General features: G+C 55.1%; 19 protein-coding genes and 1 tRNA gene. 4 read left to right on the forward strand and 16 right to left on the reverse strand.

Features of this window, described 5'->3' with window-relative positions; all coding sequences use genetic code 11:
- Positions 1-61: 61 nt before the first annotated feature.
- The 3 genes from P8T57_RS07500 to P8T57_RS07510 all read right to left on the reverse strand — a co-directional run bounded on the left by P8T57_RS07500 (position 62) and on the right by P8T57_RS07510 (position 2,869).
- A complete protein-coding gene (locus P8T57_RS07500; protein ID WP_341365049.1) occupies positions 62-1,327 on the reverse strand; it encodes a class I SAM-dependent methyltransferase in 1,266 nt (421 codons plus the stop codon).
- Between the two features lie 135 nt (positions 1,328-1,462).
- Positions 1,463-2,446, reverse strand: coding sequence for an NADPH:quinone oxidoreductase family protein (locus P8T57_RS07505; protein WP_063092500.1), 984 nt, complete (start codon positions 2,444-2,446; stop codon positions 1,463-1,465).
- 117 nt (positions 2,447-2,563) lie between these two features.
- Positions 2,564-2,869 carry a hypothetical protein gene (locus tag P8T57_RS07510; protein ID WP_007088774.1) on the reverse strand — a complete coding sequence of 102 codons (306 nt, stop codon included), beginning with the start codon at positions 2,867-2,869 and terminating at the stop codon, positions 2,564-2,566.
- A gap of 333 nt (positions 2,870-3,202) precedes the next feature.
- On the opposite strand from P8T57_RS07510, the gene P8T57_RS07515 reads away from it, so the two are divergent.
- A tRNA-Ser gene (locus P8T57_RS07515) sits at positions 3,203-3,292 on the forward strand.
- Positions 3,293-3,465: 173 nt separating this feature from the next.
- Positions 3,466-5,268, forward strand: coding sequence for a monovalent cation:proton antiporter-2 (CPA2) family protein (locus P8T57_RS07520; RefSeq protein WP_007088773.1), 1,803 nt, complete (start codon positions 3,466-3,468; stop codon positions 5,266-5,268).
- A gap of 12 nt (positions 5,269-5,280) precedes the next feature.
- On the opposite strand, the gene P8T57_RS07525 is transcribed toward P8T57_RS07520, so the two are convergent.
- Together P8T57_RS07525 and P8T57_RS07530 are read right to left on the reverse strand one after the other, a co-directional pair.
- Entirely contained in the window at positions 5,281-5,814 is a 534-nt protein-coding gene (locus P8T57_RS07525) for an NUDIX hydrolase (protein ID WP_007088772.1), read from the reverse strand.
- A 96-nt stretch (positions 5,815-5,910) separates the two neighbouring features.
- On the reverse strand, positions 5,911-6,567 hold the full coding sequence (locus P8T57_RS07530; protein ID WP_341365050.1) for an NAD(P)H-binding protein: 657 nt from the start codon (positions 6,565-6,567) through the stop codon (positions 5,911-5,913).
- Positions 6,568-6,762: 195 nt separating this feature from the next.
- Here P8T57_RS07530 and P8T57_RS07535 point away from each other — a divergent pair, with 195 nt between their 5' ends.
- On the forward strand, positions 6,763-7,320 hold the full coding sequence (locus P8T57_RS07535) for a type 1 glutamine amidotransferase domain-containing protein (protein WP_341365051.1): 558 nt from the start codon (positions 6,763-6,765) through the stop codon (positions 7,318-7,320).
- Between the two features lie 106 nt (positions 7,321-7,426).
- Here P8T57_RS07535 and P8T57_RS07540 read toward each other — a convergent pair whose 3' ends face one another.
- From P8T57_RS07540 to P8T57_RS07555, 4 genes are all read right to left on the reverse strand, one after another.
- The gene (locus P8T57_RS07540; protein WP_341365052.1) at positions 7,427-8,245 is read right to left on the reverse strand and encodes a hypothetical protein; all 819 of its coding nucleotides are present in this window, start codon (positions 8,243-8,245) and stop codon (positions 7,427-7,429) included.
- A gap of 32 nt (positions 8,246-8,277) precedes the next feature.
- Positions 8,278-9,900 carry a hypothetical protein gene (locus P8T57_RS07545; RefSeq protein ID WP_341365053.1) on the reverse strand — a complete coding sequence of 541 codons (1,623 nt, stop codon included), beginning with the start codon at positions 9,898-9,900 and terminating at the stop codon, positions 8,278-8,280.
- A gap of 79 nt (positions 9,901-9,979) precedes the next feature.
- The gene (locus P8T57_RS07550) at positions 9,980-11,722 is read right to left on the reverse strand and encodes a hypothetical protein (RefSeq protein ID WP_114095085.1); all 1,743 of its coding nucleotides are present in this window, start codon (positions 11,720-11,722) and stop codon (positions 9,980-9,982) included.
- A 27-nt stretch (positions 11,723-11,749) separates the two neighbouring features.
- Positions 11,750-13,606 carry a tyrosinase family protein gene (locus P8T57_RS07555; RefSeq protein WP_341365054.1) on the reverse strand — a complete coding sequence of 619 codons (1,857 nt, stop codon included), beginning with the start codon at positions 13,604-13,606 and terminating at the stop codon, positions 11,750-11,752.
- Positions 13,607-13,715: 109 nt separating this feature from the next.
- On the opposite strand from P8T57_RS07555, the gene P8T57_RS07560 reads away from it, so the two are divergent.
- Complete coding sequence (locus P8T57_RS07560; protein ID WP_196871093.1) at positions 13,716-14,216, forward strand: Lrp/AsnC family transcriptional regulator; 501 nt, start codon at positions 13,716-13,718, stop codon at positions 14,214-14,216.
- 49 nt (positions 14,217-14,265) lie between these two features.
- Here the strand turns inward: P8T57_RS07560 and P8T57_RS07565 are convergent, their stop codons facing one another.
- The 7 genes from P8T57_RS07565 to hutI all read right to left on the reverse strand — a co-directional run bounded on the left by P8T57_RS07565 (position 14,266) and on the right by hutI (position 22,848).
- A complete protein-coding gene (locus tag P8T57_RS07565) occupies positions 14,266-15,813 on the reverse strand; it encodes a TRAP transporter large permease subunit (protein WP_114095083.1) in 1,548 nt (515 codons plus the stop codon).
- The gene (locus P8T57_RS07570) at positions 15,813-16,316 is read right to left on the reverse strand and encodes a TRAP transporter small permease subunit (RefSeq protein ID WP_037987601.1); all 504 of its coding nucleotides are present in this window, start codon (positions 16,314-16,316) and stop codon (positions 15,813-15,815) included. Before P8T57_RS07570 ends, P8T57_RS07565 begins: the two co-directional genes overlap by 1 nt.
- Positions 16,317-16,376: 60 nt before the next feature.
- Positions 16,377-17,474 (reverse strand): TRAP transporter substrate-binding protein, encoded by a 1,098-nt coding sequence (locus tag P8T57_RS07575; protein ID WP_341365055.1) that lies wholly within the window; start codon positions 17,472-17,474, stop codon positions 16,377-16,379.
- Between the two features lie 71 nt (positions 17,475-17,545).
- A complete protein-coding gene (hutU, locus tag P8T57_RS07580; RefSeq protein ID WP_063092490.1) occupies positions 17,546-19,222 on the reverse strand; it encodes a urocanate hydratase in 1,677 nt (558 codons plus the stop codon).
- A complete protein-coding gene (gene hutG, locus P8T57_RS07585; protein ID WP_341365056.1) occupies positions 19,219-20,028 on the reverse strand; it encodes an N-formylglutamate deformylase in 810 nt (269 codons plus the stop codon). Before hutG ends, hutU begins: the two co-directional genes overlap by 4 nt.
- The gene (gene hutH / locus P8T57_RS07590) at positions 20,025-21,566 is read right to left on the reverse strand and encodes a histidine ammonia-lyase (protein WP_341365057.1); all 1,542 of its coding nucleotides are present in this window, start codon (positions 21,564-21,566) and stop codon (positions 20,025-20,027) included. Before hutH ends, hutG begins: the two co-directional genes overlap by 4 nt.
- 55 nt (positions 21,567-21,621) lie before the next feature.
- Positions 21,622-22,848, reverse strand: coding sequence for an imidazolonepropionase (hutI, locus tag P8T57_RS07595; protein WP_341365058.1), 1,227 nt, complete (start codon positions 22,846-22,848; stop codon positions 21,622-21,624).
- Between the last annotated feature and the right edge of the window lie 54 nt (positions 22,849-22,902).

Below are 22,902 nucleotides of genomic sequence, written 5' to 3' on the forward strand. Positions count from 1 at the left end.
GATTGCCGGCCATCCCCCGATGGTCGGCATTTCTTTTGCCTGATCGGATCTGCAAGACGGATTATTTTGATGGATGCAGATACATCAGGTTCGCGGCGTTCAGCACCGAATACATCACTGCGAACTGGGCATCGAATTCATATTTATCTGGGCTTGGCTCAAACAGCTCGTAAATCTGGCCAACCGTGCGTTTGCCATCGATGCGTGACAGAATCCCCGGGCTTGCAGGCGGAAGACTGCGCGTTACCGACAATCCCGTAAAATTGATCTTGATATGGCCGGTCTTCGCGACAGAGCGGGCCAAAGCAGCTCCGTCAATACGCACAAAAAACGGCACCGCATGACGATCCGGGACCGGCGGCTTGATCTTGTTATCCGATTTGACCACATAAAACAGATGCTTGGTAATATTGCCCGCCATCAATTCAGCCAATGCCGCGCGCTTGCGAAACGGCACATGCACGGCCTTGTCCAGAACGTCGTGGCGCGAACAATAGGTCGTCGGATCATAGCGCATCGGTTCAATGAATTGCTGAAGCCGCAAACCGGCCTTCTCGACAAAATCAAAAACCTCGTCCACGCGATAGGCCCGATCCTGCTGATGCAAAAGCAGATCGTAAAATCCGGAATCGCCCCCTTGGATATGGTCATTCACAAACGGGTTACGCTTCAACCAGTTTGTACCCGGCAGTGAATCGAACAATGCCTTGCCAAGGTTAAGCCGTTTGCGCCCACCCGCCTCGGCCGAGAGGCGTTCCATCATTTCCTGCATATGGTAGACGCCGATCCGGCCAAGTTCGCCATACACCATCAAACCCATACCGCCCCTGGGTTTAAGCGCATCTGCCAACGCCTTTAAACCGGCGTCCGGATCAGGCAGATGATGAAGCACCCCGCAGCAATCAATATAGTCAAACGGCCCATATTTCCCGGCCAGATCAACGAACGACCCGGTAACGAATTTGACACTCTTTTCAAGATTACGGCGCTTGATCCGGGCCTCAGCGATCTTGCGCGAGCTTTCCGAAAGATCGATATAAACAATCTCGACCTTGGCCTTGCGATCACGCGCCTGCTGCGCGAGCATCACCAACGCATCTCCGGAGCCGCCCCCGGCAACAAGAACTTTTATCTTTTTGCCATCAGCCGATGGATCGCGGCCGCCAAACACGAAATGAACCACTTCGTCCCAATTGCCGGGGGACCCTACGACAAGACGCTTGTCCTCATCTTTCGGGTCACGCGCCGGATAAGGAAATGTTTCATATTGCGCCCGTGTTTTGTCGGACGGTTGCGGCGCGTCTGGCTTTTTCCGGATTTCGGACATCTATAAATTCCAATGGATCAACAGGTGCGGTGGCAAGCCCGAAAACAAGCCCGCAAGCAGTAATTCTATCAGGGACGGCAACATCCTATAAAATTTCAAGGATTTGATTAATAGAATAATCACCTTGGGACGCACTCATTCCCGACACCGGATCACAAGCTTCCCTGTTGCCGTCCGGTTACGGAGCGCCGCAAGTGCCTCCATCGCGTTTATCAGCGGATATGTCGCAGACACCAATGGCGATATTTCCCCAGACGACAGCAGCTCCAAAAGCTCGGCCATGCCAGCCTTTGCGATATCGGGGTTCTGTTCAAGATAAGCCCCGAAATAAAAGCCCAGTGCAGCAACATTCTTGACCAGAAGGATATTGGCAGGAATTTGTGGCACCGATCCGCTGGCAAATCCGATCAGAAGGATGCGCCCTCCCGGCGCAACACAGCGCAGGCTATGATCAAACACATCGCCCCCGACCGGATCATAAACCAAGTCGACACCTATTCGCCCGATGCGGGCACAGATTTCCTTTACCCGGGCCCGTATGCTTTCGGATTTGTAGTCAATTACATGATCCGCACCATGCGCTTTGGCGATGGCACATTTATCAGCCCCACCCGCGGTTGCGATCACGGTCGCGCCCAGAAGTTTGGCGCATTCCACCGCCGTCAGGCCAACACCCCCGGCAGCCCCATGAACCAGAACCACTTCACCCGGCAGCAAATTGGCGCGATACTTCAAACCAAACCATGACGTTCCATAAGCAATCTGGAATGCAGCCGCCACATTGAATTCAACATTGTCGGGCAACCCCGTCACCAGTCTGGCATCAACTGAAATCCGACCGGCATATCCACCCCAGTCAGGCAGGGCCATGACCCGATCACCAATGGTAAAACCCTGGACGTCCGTCCCAATTGCAGAAACGGTCCCGGCAATTTCAAACCCCGGCGCAAACGGACCAGTCGGGCGTTTCTGATATTTTCCCTCAAGAATCAGGGTATCGGCAAAATTAACGCCACAGGCGGCAATATCGATGATGATTTGATGGGCTTGTGCGATCGGTTCTTCGCAGTCGATCAGCATCGGCGCTTCGCCGAAAGCCTCGCATATCCATGCTTTCATCGCTGTCTTCCATCCTATGATCCTGCCCGATCACGCACAGTGTGCCGTGCACGCAGCGATCAGACAAGCGAAAGACAGATACGGTATTGAAAACGGTGGAATACAGACAGGAACGGCTTAGAAAAACTTCTGACGCCTGCGTTTTCGCGTCACCAGCAAAAGAAGTATTCCGGGCACCAGCAATATGACAAACGCCGGGGCCAATAGCACGGGCACAAACGCATTGTCCCAAATCCAGGCCGAGATATAGCGCTGAATCACGGACTGCAACAGGTTCAGGCTTCCGGCATCCAACCGATACCAGAGCTCCCCTGCCGCGACAAAGCGGAACGTTCCCGTCTGAAGCGAGGTAATGCCATCACCGACCAGTACAGCAAGACTGGAAAACAGCAATATCCATCCCAACGCTCTGAAAAGCCACATAGCCGTCTCCGAATTCCCGGTCTGAACTTTTCGTTATCATCACAGACATGCCGACGGCTTTGCCCCGTCAGCATAAAGGTTGCTGCGAATCACCCTATCGTCCCGGTACATCTGGAACCATAGCCTGAAACCTTAGAGGCGATTAATCAACAAGAAGTAAATATTGGACAAATTGCTACAACTTTATCCGTCAAGTGATTGTAAAAATGGCATTTGTTCGCTGTTTGGATAGTGACCAGAACAAACATCAAAAAGTAAGGGATTTTGCCTTGTCAACCGGGATCGGGTCGGCTAATGTCCGCCCGCTTTCGCGATATATACAAGATCGCATGTGGAGAGGTGGCCGAGTGGTTTAAGGCGCACGCCTGGAAAGCGTGTTGGGGTGTAAGCCCCTCAGGGGTTCGAATCCCCTCCTCTCTGCCACTTTGCAGCCTGCGGGCCGCAGCGATACCAAAAGCTGCAAAAAACTTCCCTTCTTCGATGTGAAATACGAAAATGCGCGCACAACTTTTGTGTGTCGTGTTTCTTATTGCCCGCTAAACTGCACGGTAAGGCACAAATCAGGTACCTGCATCATCATAGGGACGTGGCAAAACATGGCGACAATTGAAGGCGGCTTTCTGCATACGGCGGTTCTTTTCCTCGGTGCGGCCGTGGTTGCAGTACCGATCTTCAAGAAACTTCGCCTGGGTTCCGTGCTGGGTTATCTGTGCGCTGGGGCACTGATCGGGCCGTTTGGCCTTGCCATGATTGCGGAACCGGAAGAAGTTTTGCATTTCGCCGAATTTGGCGTTGTTCTTCTGCTGTTTATTATCGGTCTTGAATTGCGCCCCCAACGCCTGTGGGCAATGAAAAGCGAGATTTTCGGGCTGGGGATGGCGCAGGTGGCCATCACCGCCGCCCTTCTTTACGCCGCCCTGATTGCATTTGACTGGCCATGGCAGCAGGCGATGATTGCCGCCCTTGCCCTGTCCTTGTCCTCAACCGCGTTTGCCCTTCAAATCCTTGAAGAAAAGGGCACGCTTAACAGCGACCATGGCAACACAGCCTTTTCAATCCTGCTGTTTCAGGATCTTGCTATCGTACCACTAATCGCGCTTGTCGCGTGGCTCAGCCCGATAAGTGACGGCGACGAAGCCGGTACCGACTGGATTTATATCGCCAAAACCATCGGTGCAATTGCGTTGGTCATCGGGGCTGGGAAATATCTGCTCAATCCGTTTTTCCGCATCATCGCCCTGACCCGCGCGCAGGAAATCTTCACATCCGCAGCACTGCTGCTCGTGATTGGCGCGGCTCTTTTGATGCAGGCCGTCGGGCTTTCTATGGCACTTGGCGCATTTCTGGTCGGTGTCATGTTGGCGGATTCCGAATATCGCCACCAACTTGAAACCGATATCGAACCGTTTCGCGGCATTCTGCTCGGTCTGTTTTTCATCGCGGTCGGCATGTCGGTCAACTGGCCGCTTGTCGCGGATAATATCGGGATCGTCCTGGCATCGGTTGCTGGTCTGATGGCAATCAAGGGGATCGTCGTTTATGGACTGGCCCGGATATTTGGCAAATGTCACGCAACCGCATGGCGGACTGCGGTCACCATCCCGCAGGGCGGCGAATTTGCCTTTGTCCTGTTTAGTCTGGCGACATCGCTTGCGGTCATCAGCTCCACACGCGCCAACCTTCTGACCGCCATCGTCACCCTTTCGATGGCTGCCACCCCGCTTGTCGGTGCGATTGCCGAAAAACTGTCGGCCAAGCTTCGCAAGGATGATCAGCCCGATGTCGATGGCGTTGAAACAGCTGAACTGCAATCAGTGGTCATTGTCGGCTTTGGCCGTTTCGGACAGATCATTTCACGTGTTATGGCAGCCCGCGGCATCAATGCCACCGCAATCGACAACGACCCGAAACGTATTCAGATGGCCAGCCTCTATGGCAACAAGGTCTATTTCGGTGATGTCCGGAGAAGTGATGTTCTTGCCACCGCCGGGGCGGCGAATGCCGATCTGATCTGTCTGTGTATAAATGATCGTGACGCGACCACACAGGCCGCCAAATATATCAGCGAACTGTTTCCCAAATCGAAACTGCTGGTGCGCGTTTATGACCGCAACCATGCACTTGATCTGATGGAAATCGGGCTTGGCGTGGAACAGCTTTATCGCGAAACCTTTGATACGGGTGTTTCCATGGCACGACACGGGCTTTCAATGCTTGAAACCGAACAGGATGTGATTGATCAGATTGCTGATGAATTTCGCCGTCGTGATATCGACATGCTGCACGCACAAGTGGCCGAAGGCCGCATTGCGGGCATGGCAAAGGTTCATGAAAGCTATCAGCTTGACCGCAACGATGCCCGCACCAACAAGGATGACCCGGCAATGTCGCGGCTGTAATTATCCGGTCCGTTAACCTTGGGCAAAAGCCCGAAGCTTGTCGCGCATCACCAGAACCGAATGCTCGTCGGTGTAATCTTCGAGGCGGTCCAAAGCCACCCATGCCAGATCATCGGATTCATCGGTGATTTTAAGCGGATCGCGCATATCGGCCTCGAATAGGAACCGCATGTCATAATGCAGATGTGCAGGCCCCTTGGCATTTTCGGGAATTTCGTGGATATCGATATCAAATATCGCTGACGACAAGGGCCGTATCCACGAAAGACCGCTTTCCTCATAGGCTTCGCGCTGGGCGACAAACAATACGTCGCGCACTCCATCACAATGCCCGCCAAGCTGAAGCCAGCGTTTAAGCTTCCGGTGATGGGTCAGCACCACATGACTGCGTTCCGAATTCACGACAAAAGCCGATCCCGTGACATGTGACGTTACCGGATCATTTTCAAATGCCTTGGGTTCACCTGCGATAAAGTCACTGATACGCATGTGATTTTCCAGGTCACGATCAGACTGTGAGACAAAGCTGGCAAGGTCGATCTGCATGATATTCCGGTGTTTGAAATTGACGGTTTGCCGACCCTAGCCGAAGCCGCCACAACAGAACAACCGAAAACCCGGAAGCATAAAGACGAAGCCAACCTATTTCCGGACGATCCGATTTACCGCCTCGGAAATCTCCGTTCCCCCATCGGTCAGTTCAAGAATCTCCCGCCGGATTTCCGGGGTTTCGATCAATTTGGCCAGAAACTGCGCAACATTGCCACGCTTGACCGTGCCGTAAGGGATGGCAAATCCGGCGTTCACGCGCCCGTCCTGATCTTCATGCAACAATGTTCCCGGCCGGAGGATCACCCAATCGGCATCGGATGCCGCAACATCCGCATCGGCGCGCTTTTTCTCGGTCATGTAATGTTCAAACCGCGGGTTGGGGTCTTTGCCGCGCCCGGCTTCGGGGAAGGCAGAAACAAGATAAAGCCGCGAAATGCCTTCCTGCTTCATCGCGGCCACCACATGCCCCGGTCCGTCGCCGTCAATCCGCGTGGTCCGGTCAAGGCCGCTTCCTGCCGCCCCGGATGAAAAAACAACAATGTCGTGGCCCCGGATCAAAGGGGCGAGCGTTTCTGCCGTCAGTTCCATCAAGTCACCGAGAACCGGCGTAATCCCCGCATTCCTGAGGTTGTCGGCCTGTTCGGGTTTGCGATGCAGGCCCGTAACCTGATGCCCATTTGCCAGTAAAAGCGGTGCCAGACGATGCCCGATCCCACCCGTGACGCCGATAATGAAAATGCGTGCCATATCCTGCCTCTATCCTTCGCATCGGAAATCGAACCTACCTGAAAACTAGTTTGCGCCCCCGTGATGTCAACAAAGCCCGGCGTCACCGCGCAGCATGCAGATGGGCATAAAATTGCCACAAGAAATTCTGGAACGTTTTGAAATCACAGCCGTTGGTGAGGTGTAACGCTCGACATCAATGAAAGGAGAGACGTTATGCCTGCGATTGATACCGCAAAGATTCTTATTCTCGCCACCGATGGCTATGAACGTTCGGAACTTCGTGTTCCACTTGATAAGCTGTCGACCCACGGGGCCGATGTCAAAATCGCATCGCCCAAATCATCCCCGATCAAAAGCTGGGATAAAAAGGACTGGGGCGACACCGTCGAGGTCGATATCGAAGTCAAAAATGTCGATATCGACGATTATGACGCGCTGGTTATCCCCGGCGGTCAGATCAACCCCGATCTTCTGCGCAATGACGAGGCATCCGTCAGTCTGGTTCGTGAATTTGTCGCGTCAGGCAAACCGGTTGCGGCGATTTGCCACGGCCCATGGCTTCTGGTTGAAGCCGGTGCCCTGCGCGGACGCGCAGCAACCTCATACAGTTCGATCAAAACCGACTTGCTAAATGCCGGTGCAGTCTGGCGCGACGAACCGGTGGTCTGCGATCAGGCCATCATCACGTCGCGCAATCCCAACGATCTTGATGCCTTTGTTTCCAAGATCGTCGAGGAAGTTAGCGAAGGCAAACACAGGCGCGCGGCCTGACAAACCGCCTGGAAGGCAGCCTTGCCCACCCCGCAACTGCAAACGGACGGATGGTTCCCATCCGTCCGTTTGCGCATCAGCAATCCGATCACCCTATTCCGACCCCTTATTCCGGGCACGGATCCTTGGCATTCAGAAGATTGCCGGTCGAATACCAGATATCATGCACGCCCTGGCTCAGATCAAGGCGTACCGGTGCATCCTCTCTCCCCTGAAACAGGGTGTCATAAACCTTGGCTTGCAGCGGTGAACTGCACCCCAATGGTTGGGTTGGTATCCCGGGAAAATCAAGTTCAAGCCCCGCTTCGATCTGGGTTTGCGAAAACTCATCGGGCGGCGACGGCAATGTCAGAATATTCTGAAAATCAGGATCGCGAGCGATGTAATGCGTCAGATGCGCCTCATCCCCATAGCCAAACAGGTAATAGACAAGCTCGGCCGGTTGATCGATCCCGAAATTGAAATGCCGGAAAATAACGACATCCTCGATCTCGACCGCGACATTATCCAGTAATACCGGTCCCGGTGTCCCGCCGCCTGCATTGGAATAACCGTCATAGACTGTCGCGGTAAAGCTGGTCACCCTGCCTGATTTGATATCGGGCAGGGTGAATTTGTCATCATCGACATTGATCAGGTTATAGGGCTTATCAGGATTGGCTGCGCGCAATTTACGGTACTGCGCCATCGCATCATCCGTCAGACGTGCGCGCAGAACCATCTGGTACATATGCTTTTCCTGCGTAAACATCGGCATATGCAACAAAAACAGCGTTTCCGATCCAACCATAAACATACCGTGATTGCCCGGTGCATCGGCTTCGGCCCCATTACTGGTATGGCTCATTTCACCCATCGGCGGATGGGCCTTCGCCATCTCCACCAAACCAGAAAACATGGTAATGGTAACGGCAACCGCGATCATTATCGCCGGTTTCCTGAAGACAAGAGGTCCGATCATTGTGCCTGCTCCATGAATTGTTTTACCTCATCCACCAGTGACGGGTTTTTCGCCGATCCGGCATCGCGGAAAATGAATGAGAAATCCGATGCCAGCGTATCGCTGCCAGCAATCGTCGCATTGGCATGACAAAAATCGCAGGATTGATCCTGGATGTAGGTTTCCATGGTTGTATTGGCGACTTTCAGATTACCCTCGGACTCAAAGGTGCCATAGCGCAGCGGTATTGATGCATTCGCACCGGGCTCCATGACCGGGGGACTTGGGCTGCCATCCCACAACACATTGACCAGCTTGTAATACTGAAACACCGATTTCCCGCCGGTTTGCGATGCGATCTTTTGGGCAACACCGGCATTTAGCGTATCCATTTCGGTGGTTAGGGCCTGTTCGCGCGTAACCTGTACGGGCTGATCGCGGGGATAAAGGTCCTTGCACTGGTTCTGATCGTTACAGTCAATGCGCGGCTGATTGGGTTTGCAATCCGGTCCGGTACAATTCGGGTTGTTAAAGGAATATCCGCCAGGCGGTAAAGTTGCCTGCCCGTCGGGCACATTGTCGACCTGCTCGAAGGTTGCCCAGATCAGATCGGGGAATGTATCGGTCTTGTGAATGATATGAAGCCCGACCAAACCGACAACTTCTTGGCTGCATTCACCGGTATCAGGACGTTTCAGCCATGCAACCGATGTCAGATACCGGTCATAAATGTCGCTTTGCCCTGTCAGGACCCGCCACGCTGCCTTGATCTCGAACGCTCCAAGCGCATCCTGACCTTGCGGTTCCGTCGGTGGAACACGCAGGAACTTGCCACTTGGCAGGGACAATCCCGCCGGATGTCGACCATCAGCATTGGTTGCGACCCGCATCTGATCGGCTGCGTCATAAAGCGTATTGTTCATGATGTAATCGAACTCGGCCTTGCCGACCTTACGTTCGAAAAACACCAGATTGCCGTTCTGATCGGTCAGCCATCCGCCGGTGGCTTCCATGATCTCGTCGGACTGGGTATCACGCGTACCACTTGAAAGATGGAACCGATGGGCAGTATTAACCGCATTTTTTGAAAGCGTTGTTAAAATCTTTGCCGAACCAGCCGGATAGCCCAGCAACATCTTGTCACTTTTACATCCCGGCGGCACGGCTTGCGGCACGCCCCAATCGGTCGGCTTGGCCGCATCAGGCAGGAAGATCGCCTGCGCATCCTTGAAACTGCCCCAGACCGGTACGCTGGTTAAGGGTGAGGTCGGATTTTCCGGTACCCCCCAATTTTCCACCGAAACGTTTTGATCTGGCTCACCTGCGGCCGATGGTGTTCCCGGCCATGAACTGCTGACCGGCCAGTTCATCGCGATGAACATTTGCCACGCATAACAATTGTTACCCTGCTGGGTTGGCAGGAAAAGATTGTCACTGGTCATGAACGACCCGCTTGTCGGATCGAAAACCAGTTGATCCGGGCATTGCTGTGCCGATTGGGCTATTTCCGTCACCCGGCTGATATTGATTTCATCCGCCCTGCCAGCCGGAACATCAATCACCCAAAGAAGTCCCGCAATCGCCAGGATACAAAACCCCGCAAGCACACAGCCTGCCCCCAAATGTAATCGGTTCATCATAACGGCTCCCTCTGTCGCAAACAGCATCCGGGGCAGATCACAATCTTGACCCCACCCCGGATGCGTCCCCCCGCCCCTGTTAATGACTTGGAATAACCGCCAAACCACTTTCCCACGGATGATCAGCATCCGATGGATTGGCCGGTTCATTCGGGTTCAGAACCCGGAGACTGACGGATCCCGGCTTTGCGGATGACGATACAGCAACATCCATAATGAAGCCCTGCGTACCGCCACCGTCGGTCTGGCCCGGAATCGCCGATGCATCCGGCAGGAACTTGGTCACTTTGGCCTTGATCCCGGGGTTGGAAAACTCAATCCGCGCGTTGCCGATCGTAGTGTTTTTATCCGCTCCCTGCACGATCAGAACAAAGCTGTTCACCGTTCCCGGTACCATCAATGCCGGAAGATCGGTCGGAGATTCCCCATAAAACAGATCAATCGGCACGAACTGAACCGGCCAGGGCTGCATACTGCCGCTGCTGCGGCTTGAAACGCATTTCATCGGTGACTGCAACGGTTGGTTCGGAGTCATCTGCGTTGCCGAAAGGGCAATTTTCATCTGGTTGGCGATATCGCCAATATGAGCAATCTTCTGACCATTGATCGTGCAGTCATTGATCGTGAAACCGGCACTTGGCGGAATATCAAACACCGCATGCAGTATCTGGTCCGAATTGTTCGGACCGGTTCCCGCCGTGCCGCGGGTGATTTTCCAATACTGGCTGATATCCTCGCCATTCGGCCCCTTCCAGTTCGAAAGGTTCTGGGGCTGCTGGATATAAAGCCCGACCGGATCGGTCAGTGAAATACGGTAACGTGCCGCAGCCCGGTTGGCGATGAAACCGATATGCGGATCGGAATTGCGATAGTTCTGACCGTATTGCGCACAACAAATCAGGCTTTGCGGATCGCGGCTGCTTAAATCCGGACGCTGGATGGTTGCCGCCGCGGCAAGGTAAATTTCAGCACTCAGCGTATTGGGGCCTGACGTCAGATGCAGCGCCCCGCCCGACTGGCCGGGAACCCGCACCGTGCCGCGGTTCCATTTGTTGGTCACGTCATAGGCCGGACGTCCGGTGGTCGGATCCATGACCGGATCGCCTTTTTTACCGGTCGGCTGATCAACCGTGTAACGCAAATAAAGGTCTTCAAGCTTGACCGCCGGATCAACATACATCTGATAAAGGCCAAGGACCGCCTCGGGATTGATCCGCCACATCGTCAGGTAATAGGCCGGGTTTTCGCAGGTAAACATGACGCTTTGCATCTTGCTGCCAGACGCATCATAGGTAATCGACCATTCACAATATTCATCAAGCCAGCCACGTGGGCCGGATGGCGAGAAATCAACATATTCCCCGGTCCAATCGATTTCCGGACACCGTTTGGCCGGGATTTTCAGGATCGGAGCCGAACCGCTCGGATCATAGAGCTTGTAAAGCGTGCCATCGACGGTGATCTCGCCACTATCGGCAAGGCTCATAACCTCATCCATGGTCAATGGTCGATGCAGTTGCGGGTTGTTGGATGCCTCGGGTGGGGTCAGAAAGGCGATCAAGCGGTTCGGGAACGGGGTCCAACTGATGACTGCGTCACCGGCTTCACCAAATCCCTCGGTCAGCGGGTTATAGTAATCCGCCCGTGGTGCATCATTCAGGTTCGACCACGGATCACCAATGATCGCCATCTCGGTCCAACCGGCAACATTATTGTTCCAATCGGTTTCAAAAGCCGACAGTTCGTTTTCCATACCAAGCTTTTTGTAATCCTTGGGTGCCTGATGGGCGGGCGACGTAAATCTGGCAAAGGGTGTGCTCATTTTCGGTCTCCTGGGTCACGGTTATGATCAATGAAGCGAACAGCAGCCGCGCGGTGCCATCTGTCCAATAATCGGTTGGCGCGGATCCCCCCAAACCAGCTGGGGAATAAAGCCGGGTAGCGCTTTGTAATCGTCAGCCGTCACAACACGGCCGGTATCGAGGTGGGTCACAACAAGGGAAATTTGCGGTTTGTCTTCGGGGCGAAGATCAAGCGAATAGATGGTCGGCCCGGCATTCAGAACACGTGACACACCCTGTGTCACACAACGTCCTTTATCATCGACAAGCCCCATGCCGATCCGGCTGAACCGGCCGACATAATGCATGTTGCAGCTTGTCGCGTCGTTCGGAGTCGCGTCGGCCTGATTGATGAAAACATCGATCAGATAACTGTCATGGGTACAACGAACATCGTCAAAGACCACCCATGGACCATCGTCCATGATCTTGGCTTCGGCACGTGTTGCGACAAACGGATCGGCGGAAACACCGGCCTCTTTTGCCATTTTTCCCGGTTTGGATGGCTTCGCCTTTACTGCCGTCGGGGATTTCTTGCGCGCCGCGTCACCAGTGAACTGTTTGGCAAGAGGTTCGCCATAGTCATACCCAATACGACGGCTATCCTGCGACATTTCACCGATTGAAGTATAGCGCCAATGGTCCGCGCTGGAATAACTTACATCCGTCGCACCTGCGCCCAAAAACGGTTGAAGCGGTGTCTGGGTGGTGAATTGCGCGCCGGGATGATTGCGGATCCAGACTTCAAGCATCCGGTCGATATTGGCGTGATAGGACAGGAACAGCGGATCAAACGCGGTATAGGCATTGTCGCCCATATCCGGCCCCAACCAGCCGTGATAATTGTCGTGGGGCTGTTCATAAAGACCGTCAAAATTGACATCGCGATAAGGATACAGATTATCGGGCTGCGGCGGGTGAAACGCCGGGATATTAGCCCACGGGTAACCGGGAACTCCCTGCGGCGTGCTGAAAGTTTCGAATTCCAGCGCATCAACGACCTGCTGCTGGAAAATCCGCGCCATCGCATAAAACTTGGTGCGTTCCGCCCTGTCGGTATCACCGGATGTGTAAAATAACGGATTACGCTGGACGTATTTGCAGTCCGGTCCGCTCATCCTGCCGATCGCACACAGTTTGGAATTGCCGTCCTTGGCCGCAGCATAACGTAACGGGTTGGGGCGCTTCTTGCCGGTGCCGGGATGGATATATGCCTCGTCCAGAAACGCTTGGGGCAAGCCTGCTTCGGGGCTACCATCGACACTGGCATCTTGTGCCATCCAGTCCCAATAGGGGATCGCAAAATCGATCAGTTCTTCCAGATACAGAAGATACGCCCGATGCCAAAGCGCAAAGGCTTCCTGATAATGCAGGCACCAGTTGGTGTGGATATAGGCAAATATCTGCCACGGTGCGCCGCGGTCCGGATTGCCAATCTGCATGATATCGTCAAGCTTGGCACGATAGGCATCAAGCTCGTCCTGACTTAACGACCGGATATCGGCGCGGATACGTTTGACCTTTTGCGGCAAATCCGGCGGCGGTATGCGGTCGGCCGGATCGAAGGGGGACGTTTGATCAACCCGCCACCCCTGATTAACCCAAAGCCGAAAGGTTTCCAGCGCATCAATCGGCCAGAATTGAGTCTGATCGGTGGTCAATGGCATGCTACGCGATGCCAGATGATTATAAATCGTCACCGACCATTCCTTGACCGAATCCACCTGATCCAGATCGATGAAATAACCGCGCATGCACCCGACCCAGCCCCGCGCCACTGCATCTCGCTCGTTAGGCGCAATCCAATAAGGCGCGATAAACAGGTTTTTAACGTCAGAATTCCATGTCGGTTTCGCTACAATCATCGCCTTCCCCGAATAACCCCATGAGTTTTATTGAAGTTTTCTCCACTTTAGGTAGTGTTAAGTTTAGCCCTTCCGTACGGAGAAATTTTGCAAAGTTGGGCGAATAGTGATGGGGTTTTTGCAATTTCAGGGGGCTATTGCAGGATTTATGGCAGATGCGATTGATCTGAAGATTTTGGCGAAGCTCCAGAAAGACTGTACGCAAAGTCTGGAATCGCTTAGCGACAGCGTCGGGCTATCCCCGACAAGCTGTTATCGACGGATCAAGAAACTCGAAAGCGACGGGGTCATTCGCGCGCGCTGCGCAATCCTTGATGAAAAGAAACTCGGCTTTCAGGTCACTGCCATGTTTCTGATAAAGCTTGAAAAAGATAGCGCCGATATCGATCAACGCATGCAGCAGATCCTCAAAAACCGGCCTGAAATCCAGCATTGCTATCTGATCGCCGGTGATTTTGATTTTGTGATGATCGCCAAATTCCGCGATGCGACGGAATATACCGATTACATCTATCACTTCCTCGAAACCTACGCCGATATCCCGATCCAGACCTATACCTCCAAACTGGTGGTCCGTACCGTCCGGCAGGACTGGGCCCTACCGCTTTAGGCGACAAAAATGCCTCGGACAAGATCACGAGGCGCTTTTGAGTAGATGCTCAGAAAACCACGCTTGGCAACCATTGCGCCAAAGACGGCCACAACCAGATTACGAAAATGCCAAACACCTGAAGTGCTATGAACGGCACCACACCGGCATAAATCTGTCCGGTGGTGATTTCCGGAGGCGCGGCACTGCGCAGATAAAATAACGAAAACCCGAATGGCGGGGTCAGGAACGATGTCTGAAGATTGATCGCAATCAGGATCGCCAGCCACACCGGATCATGGCCCATCATAATCAGTCCGGGGGCTATCAGCGGCAGCAGGATCACCGTGATTTCAACGAAATCAAGGAAGAAGCCCAGAACGAAAATCACCGCCATGCAGAAGAACAGGGCCCCCATCGGGCCACCGGGCATGGATTCAAGGATTTCCGCCACATGGTCTTCGCCGCCCAACCCGATAAATACCAGCGAAAACATGCTGGCGGTCAGGATGGTGGCAAAGATCATCGCCGTAACGGTCATCGTCGATGTCAGTGCAGATTTCAGAACGTCCGCCTTCCATGCCTGTTTCAGGCACGCGGCAATCGCGGCAATACCGGCAATCGCCAGAACGACATATCCCGCGCCCAGAACATAATCAAACCCGGTCAGATCATTTCGCTGAAACCGGACCGGGGCAATCCCGGCCATAACAGCAAGGATCAGAAGGGCCGCAGTCCCCGCCAGGACTAGCTTCCGGTTTGCTCCCTGCCGCACACCGGCCATCAGGATCGCGCCAATCGCGCCGACCGATGCGGCCTCTGTCGGGGTGGCGACACCACCAAGGATCGCGCCCAAAACCGCAATGATCAGCAAAACCGGCGGCAGGATAGCCCGGATTACCTCGCCCATATCCGGGCGGCCATCGTCACTTTTGACCGGCGGCATATCATTTGGCCGGAAAAAACCACGCAACAGGATATAGGCAATATAAATCACCACCAGCGTCAGACCGGGGATGAGGGCCCCTGCAAAAATCTGCCCGACCGAAATGGTCTCGATGGTGAACTTGCCCTGTTCGTACTGTGCCTGCTGATAGGCCGACGACATCACATCAGACAGGATAATCAAAAGCGTAGACGGCGGAATGATCTGCCCCAGCGTCCCCGCCGTGCACACAAGCCCCGATGCCATTTTCGGGTTATAGCCAGTACGCAACATGGTCGGAAGCGCAATCATGCCCATGGCAATCACGGTTGCACCAACAATCCCCGTCGATGCCGCCAGCAACGCCCCGACCAGCACGACCGAAATGCCAAGACCACCGCGCAACTGGCCAAACACCCGGCCCATGGTATGAAGCAAGTCTTCGGCAATGCGCGATCTTTCCAGCACCACACCCATGAGGACGAAAAGCGGAATGGCAATCAGCACGTCATTGGTCAGAACACCAAACACCCGCTGGCCAAGGGCACCCATCAGCGCAATATTCATCGCGTCCGTTGCCCAACCGATAAAGGCAAAAATCACCGCCACACCAGCGATGGAAAACGACACCGGGAAACCAAGCAAAATGCAGCACATCAGGGCCGCAAACATCAATAAATCAAGGTATTCCATCAGGCGGTACGCCCCCGCAAAATGATAATTTGCCGCAGAAGACAGGCAACCGACTGAATAATCAAAAGAATACAAAAGGCCGGAATCAGGGATTTAAGCAACCAGACGGCCGGAATCCCCCCCACCGAAATCGCGCCTTCCAGCATCGAAACGGAATTAACCACCGACGGCCATGACCAATACAGCAATGTCGCCATCGAGGGGATCGCAAGCACGACATAGCCAAAGGCATCAATCCTGGCCTTGGTCGTTTCATGTGCCGCAGCATAGAAAATATCGACCCGCACATGTCGATCAACCAGAAGCGTATAACCCGCGCCCAGCATGAAAAGCCCGGAATGCAGGTAAAGCACGCTTTCATTCAACGCGATCGAACTGAACCCGAAAACATAGCGCAGCAAAACCACGGCAAACTGTAAAAGAACCATCAGAAGTGCAAACCACCGCACGGTCATTCCGGTCCACTGGTTCACCTGATCCAGCGCATCAGCAAGGCGTTGCATGAAATCCCCCGCGAAACAACAAGACCGGCGCGAGCAAACCCGCGCCGGTCTTCAGTTCTATCAGAAGCCAAGGACCTTGGCGCGCGCATTCATCTGACCATTATCGGCATAGGTCATGTAGCCGCCAATAAGATCACGATAGGCAACAAAGCTCTCAGTCGTTTTGCGTGTCAGTGCATCGTTGCTTTCGCGAAGCTCGCCAATCACTTCGGCTGCGGCCTTGCCCATTGCTTCGATCACATCATCGGGCAACATGCGCACATGCACTTCCTGCTCGGCAACGAGCTGTTTCAGGGCCATCGCATGCTTGGTCTCGTACTCGGTCCAGACCTCGTTATAAAGGCTGTCACAGGCAAATTTGACCACGGCCTTAAGGTCGTCGGGAAGGTCGGCATATGCCTTGGCATTCACCGCACATTCCTCGGCCGAGGACGGCTCGCCCACACCGGGCCAATAGTAATTCTTGGCAACCTGATAGAAGCCAAGCGCACTATCGGACCACGGACCGATGAACTCGCCTGCATCAAGCGCACCAGACTGCAATGCCTGGAACATGTCACGCCCGCCCATGGCCTGAACCGCCATGCCAAGCTTGGCACACATTTCCGAGGCAAGGCCGGTAGTACGGAATTTAAGCCCCTTAAGGTCTTCGGCCGATTTGATTTCATTGCGGAACCAGCCAGCCCACTGCGGGCCAGAGTTCCCGCACAAGAACGGTTTCAGGCCAAACTGGCCATAAATTTCGTCATAAAGTTCCTGACCGCCACCATGGGTCAGCCAGCCAACCTGCTCGTCTGCACGCAGGCCAAACGGCTGCGACCCGAACAGAAGAATGCCCTTGGATTTTGATCCCCAATAAGCCGGAACCGCGTGATAAATGTCCGCAGTCCCTTCGGCAACCGCATCAAACACGCCGTTGCCCGGCACCAGTTCACCGGCAGCATGCAATTTGACCTCGATCCGGCCACCCGAAAGGGTCGTGATGCGATCAGCCAGTTTCTGTGCGGCAACACCCGGCCCAGGCAGGTTTTTGGGCCATGCGGTTACCATGTTCCATTGGCGTTTATCCTGTGCAATGGCTGGCGTTGCAAAGGTTGCCGCCATGGCGGCAGCCCCGGCACCCGCGACACTGGCAGTCAGAAATTCACGTCTTTTCATTTTATATAGCCTCCTTGATGAAGAACCCTGATTGGCCGGGGGCATTTGCCCCCGGCCCTTCTTTTGTCAGATTACTTGCCGAGAATCCCGGGAAGATTAAGCCCGTGTTCTCGTGCGCAATCCAGTGCGATTTCATATCCCGCATCGGCATGACGCATCACACCGGTTGCCGGATCATTCCAAAGGACGCGTTCGACCCTGCGTGCGGCATCTTCCGTGCCGTCACAACAAATCACCATGCCGGAATGCTGCGAAAAGCCCATTCCGACACCGCCGCCGTGATGCAACGAAACCCAGGTGGCCCCCGATGCCGTGTTCAGCAGCGCATTAAGCAACGGCCAGTCACTGACCGCATCCGAGCCATCTTTCATCGCCTCGGTTTCGCGGTTCGGGCTTGCGACCGAACCACTGTCGAGATGGTCGCGACCGATCACCACCGGGGCTTTCAATTCGCCGTTTTTGACCATCTCGTTAAAGGCCAGCCCCAGACGGTGCCGCTGCCCCAGACCGACCCAGCAAATACGTGCCGGCAAGCCCTGGAACGCAATGCGTTCACGCGCCATATCCAGCCAGTTATGCAGGTGTTTGTCATCCGGGATCAGTTCCTTAACCTTCTGATCCGTCTTGTAGATATCCTCGGGATCGCCCGAAAGTGCAGCCCAGCGGAACGGTCCGATCCCCTTGCAGAACAGCGGCCGAATATAGGCAGGAACAAAGCCCGGGAACGCAAAGGCATTTTCAAATCCTTCTTCGAGGGCCATCTGACGGATATTGTTGCCGTAATCGACCGTCGGGATACCGGCATCGTGGAAGGCAACCATCGCCTCGACCTGAACGCGCATCGATGCGCGCGCGGCCTTTGCCACCGCTTTCGGATCAGATTCCTGCTTTTCGCGCCATTCCGCAACAGACCAACCCTGTGGCAGGTAACCATGCACCGGGTCATGTGCCGATGTCTGATCGGTGACGATATCCGGGCGAACGCCGCGTTTGACCAGTTCCGGGAACACGTCGGCAGCATTGCCGATCAGGGCAACCGATTTTGCCTCGCCCGCCTTGGTCCAGCGGTCAATCATCGCCAATGCCTCGTCCAGCGAATGGGTTTTTTCATCGACATAACGGGTCCGAAGGCGGAAATCGGCCCGCGTTTCATCGCATTCGACGGCCAGACAGCACGCACCGGCCATAACCGCGGCCAATGGCTGTGCACCGCCCATCCCGCCAAGACCACCTGTCAGGATCCATTTGCCCTTAAGGCTGCCGCCATAGTGCTGACGCCCGGCCTCGACAAAGGTTTCATAGGTGCCCTGAACGATGCCCTGTGATCCGATATAAATCCACGACCCCGCCGTCATCTGGCCATACATCGCCAGACCTTTTTTATCGAGTTCGTTGAAATGATCCCAATTGGCCCAATGCGGCACAAGGTTGGAGTTCGCAATCAAAACACGCGGTGCATCCTTGTGGGTGCGAAACACGCCCACCGGCTTGCCCGACTGCACCAAAAGAGTCTGGTCATCTTCCAGTTCCTTCAGGCTGGCAACGATCTGGTCAAAATCCTTCCAGGTACGTGCCGCACGGCCAATGCCGCCATAGACCACCAGCTCATGCGGATTTTCGGCCACATCGGGATGCAGGTTATTCATCAACATGCGCATCGGTGCTTCGGTCAGCCAGCTTTTGGCGGTGATTTCCGTGCCGGTTGCCGGATAGACGTCGCGCTGGTTATGCCGCGGATTGTTGCTCATGATTTGCCTCTTAACGTCGGGGCCAGTTCGGCCAATTTTTCAAGAATGGAAGTCAGATGCGTGCGCAGTTTTGCGGCACGGCTTTCGTCATAGGCCCAGGGTGCTGCCTCGGCCTGAAGATAGGTCGATTGCGCCAGTTCCATTTGAATGGCGTGCTGGTTGATATCCGGGCGACCGTAATGGCGCGTGGTCCAGCCGCCTTTGAAACGGCCATTAACGATGCTGGTGTAATCCTTCGCCGCCCCACAGATATCGCGCGTTGCTGCTTCAATCACCGGATCGCAGGTCGTACCCAGATTGGTGCCGATATTGAAATCGGGAAGCTTTCCGTCAAACAGGAACGGGATGTGCGACCGGATCGAATGACAATCATAGAGGATCACAACCCCGTGCTTTTCGCGCACCCGGTCAAGCTCGCCTGCCAATGCCTGATGATAGGCGCTGTGAAAATGATGGGCGCGAAATGCGATATCATCCTCGTCAGGTGCCTGATCCCAGATGTTTTCACCATCAAAATCAGTCAACGGCACCAAGGTCGTGGTGTTCTGACCGGGATACAAACTGACCCCTGCTGGGTCGCGATTGGCATCGATCACGTAACGATGGAACGTTGCCCGAACCGTCGTGACATTATCGAGAAGCCCGTCATAAAGCGTGTGGATATGCCAATCCGTATCGGCAAGTTCGCGCCCGCGATCATTCAGTTTTGCGGCAATGTCGTCTGGAACATAGGTCCCCGTATGGGGCAATCCCAGAACGATGGGACCATCGCCGTGCCTGACTTCAACCGGATTGCTCTTGGTCATGCGTTGCCCCCCAACACAAAACCCGAAAGTTTCGCCGCCGAAACAAGGCTGCCGTTGGTGACCAGCTCCGCCGCCTTCGCCAGATCAGGTGCCATGTAACGGTCCTGCTCGACGCTTGGAATGCCTTTGCGGACCATCGCCAGAACATCCTGCAAACCGGCACTGGTTTTCAGCGGACGGCGGAATTCAACGCCCTGTGCCGCACAGATCAGCTCAACCCCCAGAATATAAGAAAGGTTGGCATTCATCCGGGCCAGTCGGCGTGCACCGTGGGCGGCCATCGATACATGATCTTCCTGATTGGCGCTGGTCGGCGTACTGTCGGTCGAGCACGGATTGGCAAGATGCTTGTTCTCGCTCATAAGGGCTGCCGTCGTGACCTCGGCAATCATCAGGCCGGAATTCAAACCCGGATCGGGGGTCAGGAACGGCGGCAGATCATGGGAAAGTGTCGGATCAACCATCAATGCCACGCGACGCTGGGCAATCGCCCCGATCTCGGCAACAGCAAGGGCAATCTGATCGGCGGCAAAGGCCACCGGTTCGGCATGGAAATTCCCGCCCGACACAATGCGACCGTCTTCTTTGAGAACCAGCGGATTATCGGTGACCGCATTGGCCTCGATCTCCAGCGTCTGCCCGGCGAAGCGCAGCAAATCCATTGCCGCCCCGGTCACCTGCGGCTGGCAGCGAATGCAATAGGGGTCCTGAACGCGGGTATCGCCCTCGCGATGGCTTTCGCGGATTTCCGATCCGTCCATCAATGCGCGCATCGACCGCGCGACATTGATCTGCCCCGGATGACCACGCAGCGTATGGATTTCATCAACCAGTGGGGCTGTCGATCCCATGATCGCATCGGTCGAGAGCGAGGCGGTGACAATCGAGCTTGCCGCGTTGCGCCACGCCGAAAACAGCCCGACCAGCGCGCATGCGGTTGAAAACTGTGTGCCGTTAATCAGGGCAAGCCCCTCTTTCGGGCCAAGGACCACGGGCGTCAGACCGGCCTTTTTCAGGGCATCCGCACCGGCCATGGTTTCACCGCGATAGACCGCTTCGCCTGCACCGATCATAACCGCCGTCATATGGGCGAGCGGCGCCAGATCGCCCGACGCCCCGACCGAGCCCTGTGACGGGACAACAGGGGTTACACCATGTTCCAACATGCCCTCGATCAGGTTGATAATGTCCCAGCGCACCCCCGATGCCCCCCGCCCCAGCGACAGCAATTTCAACGCCATCATCAAACGCGTGGTCGGAATATCAAGCGCATCCCCGACACCGCAGCAATGGCTGAGGATCAGGTTGCGTTGCAGGGTTTCGGTATCCTTGGCCGCAATCTTGACCGATGCCAGTTTGCCAAAACCGGTATTGACCCCGTAAACCGCATCGCTGCCGTCGGCGGCGGCACGGACCATCGCATGGGCGGCCTCGACCCCGGCCTTGGCCGACGGGTCCAGCTTCACGGCGGCCTGACTGCGCCAGATATGTTCAAGATCGGCCAGTTTCACCGAAGCAGGGATCAGGGTGACGGTCATTTTGCATCCTTGTCGAATACAGGTTACGGGGCGCGTGGGCAGGGCTTCGATACGCTTAGTGCGCGACCGGAACCCCGCCGAAAATACGTTCAAACAGCGGGTTGAACCCGATGCGATATGAAAGTTCGGCCGGGTGCGACACATTCCAGATCGCCAGATCAGCCCGCATCCCTGCCCTGACCTGCCCGGTATCGGAAAGCCCCAGCGCACGGGCGGCATGGGCGGTTGCGCCGACCAAGGCTTCTTCGGGGGTCAGGCGGAATAATGTGCAGGACATATTCATCGTGAGCAGGATCGACATCAGCGGCGATGTGCCCGGATTGCAATCGGTAGCAACCGCCATCGGAACGCCATGCTTTCGAAAGGCCGCGACGGGCGGCAACTGTTTTTCATGCAGGGTATAAAATGCACCGGGCAACAGAACCGCGACCGAGCCGGATTTGGCCATCGCCATCGCGTCTTCTTCGTTAGCATATTCGACATGATCGACCGACAATGCGCCATAGCTCGCGGCCAGTTTGGTGCCGCCGATATTTGAAAGCTGTTCGGCATGCAGTTTGACCGGGATGCCAAGCGCGCGGGCAACATCGAACACACGGGCAATCTGTGCCGTGTCAAAAGCGATGCCTTCGCAGAAACCGTCAACCGCATCGACCAGCCCTTCGGCATGGGCGGCGCGCAATGTCGGGATGCAGACCTCGTCTATATAACGATCCGCTTCCCCCTTGAATTCCGCCGGGGTAGCGTGGGCACCAAGGAAGGTCGTTTTGATTCGAACCGGGCGATGTTTTTCAATCGCACGTGCGGCGCGCAACATGTTCAGTTCCGTGTTGCGGTCCAGCCCGTAACCGGATTTGACCTCGATCACGCAAACACCCTCGGCTAGCAGCGCATCGACCCGGGGCAAGGCACTTGCCAGCAATTCATCGACACTGGCGGCGCGGGTTGCGCTTACGGTTGAGACAATACCACCGCCCGCACGGGCGATTTCCTCGTAACTTGCCCCTTGCAGGCGCATTTCGAACTCAACCGCGCGATTGCCGCCATGCACGACATGGGTATGGCAATCGATCAGGGCCGGGGTGATCAGACGGCCTTCAAGATCGCGATAGGGGAATTTTTTGCTGTCTTTATAGTCTTCGGGGATCGCATCGGCATCGCCGACCCAGACGATCTTTTCGCCTTCAATCGCGACCGCGCCCTTATCAATCATACAATATGATAATTGATTTTCGCCCGGCGCTTTATCGATCGCGACAATTTTCGCATTCCCCAAAAGCATGTAAAGCTCACCCTTGATAAGTCTGTTATTAAATATAATATGTACGTACATAAT

The sequence above is a fragment of the Thalassospira sp. SN3W genome (genome assembly GCF_038070535.1).
In the GTDB taxonomy this organism is placed as follows: Bacteria; Pseudomonadota; Alphaproteobacteria; order Rhodospirillales; family Thalassospiraceae; genus Thalassospira; species Thalassospira xiamenensis.

Bases quoted from the DNA above. Each gene is read 5' to 3' on its own strand.
- P8T57_RS07500 (WP_341365049.1), bottom strand. From the start codon at position 1,327: ATGTCCGAAATCCGGAAAAAGCCAGACGCGCCGCAACCGTCCGACAAA.
- P8T57_RS07505 (WP_063092500.1), bottom strand. From the start codon at position 2,446: ATGAAAGCATGGATATGCGAGGCTTTCGGCGAAGCGCCGATGCTGATC.
- P8T57_RS07510 (WP_007088774.1), bottom strand. From the start codon at position 2,869: ATGTGGCTTTTCAGAGCGTTGGGATGGATATTGCTGTTTTCCAGTCTT.
- P8T57_RS07520 (WP_007088773.1), top strand. From the start codon at position 3,466: ATGGCGACAATTGAAGGCGGCTTTCTGCATACGGCGGTTCTTTTCCTC.
- P8T57_RS07525 (WP_007088772.1), bottom strand. From the start codon at position 5,814: ATGCAGATCGACCTTGCCAGCTTTGTCTCACAGTCTGATCGTGACCTG.
- P8T57_RS07530 (WP_341365050.1), bottom strand. From the start codon at position 6,567: ATGGCACGCATTTTCATTATCGGCGTCACGGGTGGGATCGGGCATCGT.
- P8T57_RS07535 (WP_341365051.1), top strand. From the start codon at position 6,763: ATGCCTGCGATTGATACCGCAAAGATTCTTATTCTCGCCACCGATGGC.
- P8T57_RS07540 (WP_341365052.1), bottom strand. From the start codon at position 8,245: ATGATCGCGGTTGCCGTTACCATTACCATGTTTTCTGGTTTGGTGGAG.
- P8T57_RS07545 (WP_341365053.1), bottom strand. From the start codon at position 9,900: ATGATGAACCGATTACATTTGGGGGCAGGCTGTGTGCTTGCGGGGTTT.
- P8T57_RS07550 (WP_114095085.1), bottom strand. From the start codon at position 11,722: ATGAGCACACCCTTTGCCAGATTTACGTCGCCCGCCCATCAGGCACCC.
- P8T57_RS07555 (WP_341365054.1), bottom strand. From the start codon at position 13,606: ATGATTGTAGCGAAACCGACATGGAATTCTGACGTTAAAAACCTGTTT.
- P8T57_RS07560 (WP_196871093.1), top strand. From the start codon at position 13,716: ATGGGGTTTTTGCAATTTCAGGGGGCTATTGCAGGATTTATGGCAGAT.
- P8T57_RS07565 (WP_114095083.1), bottom strand. From the start codon at position 15,813: ATGGAATACCTTGATTTATTGATGTTTGCGGCCCTGATGTGCTGCATT.
- P8T57_RS07570 (WP_037987601.1), bottom strand. From the start codon at position 16,316: ATGCAACGCCTTGCTGATGCGCTGGATCAGGTGAACCAGTGGACCGGA.
- P8T57_RS07575 (WP_341365055.1), bottom strand. From the start codon at position 17,474: ATGAAAAGACGTGAATTTCTGACTGCCAGTGTCGCGGGTGCCGGGGCT.
- hutU (WP_063092490.1), bottom strand. From the start codon at position 19,222: ATGAGCAACAATCCGCGGCATAACCAGCGCGACGTCTATCCGGCAACC.
- hutG (WP_341365056.1), bottom strand. From the start codon at position 20,028: ATGACCAAGAGCAATCCGGTTGAAGTCAGGCACGGCGATGGTCCCATC.
- hutH (WP_341365057.1), bottom strand. From the start codon at position 21,566: ATGACCGTCACCCTGATCCCTGCTTCGGTGAAACTGGCCGATCTTGAA.
- hutI (WP_341365058.1), bottom strand. From the start codon at position 22,848: ATGCTTTTGGGGAATGCGAAAATTGTCGCGATCGATAAAGCGCCGGGC.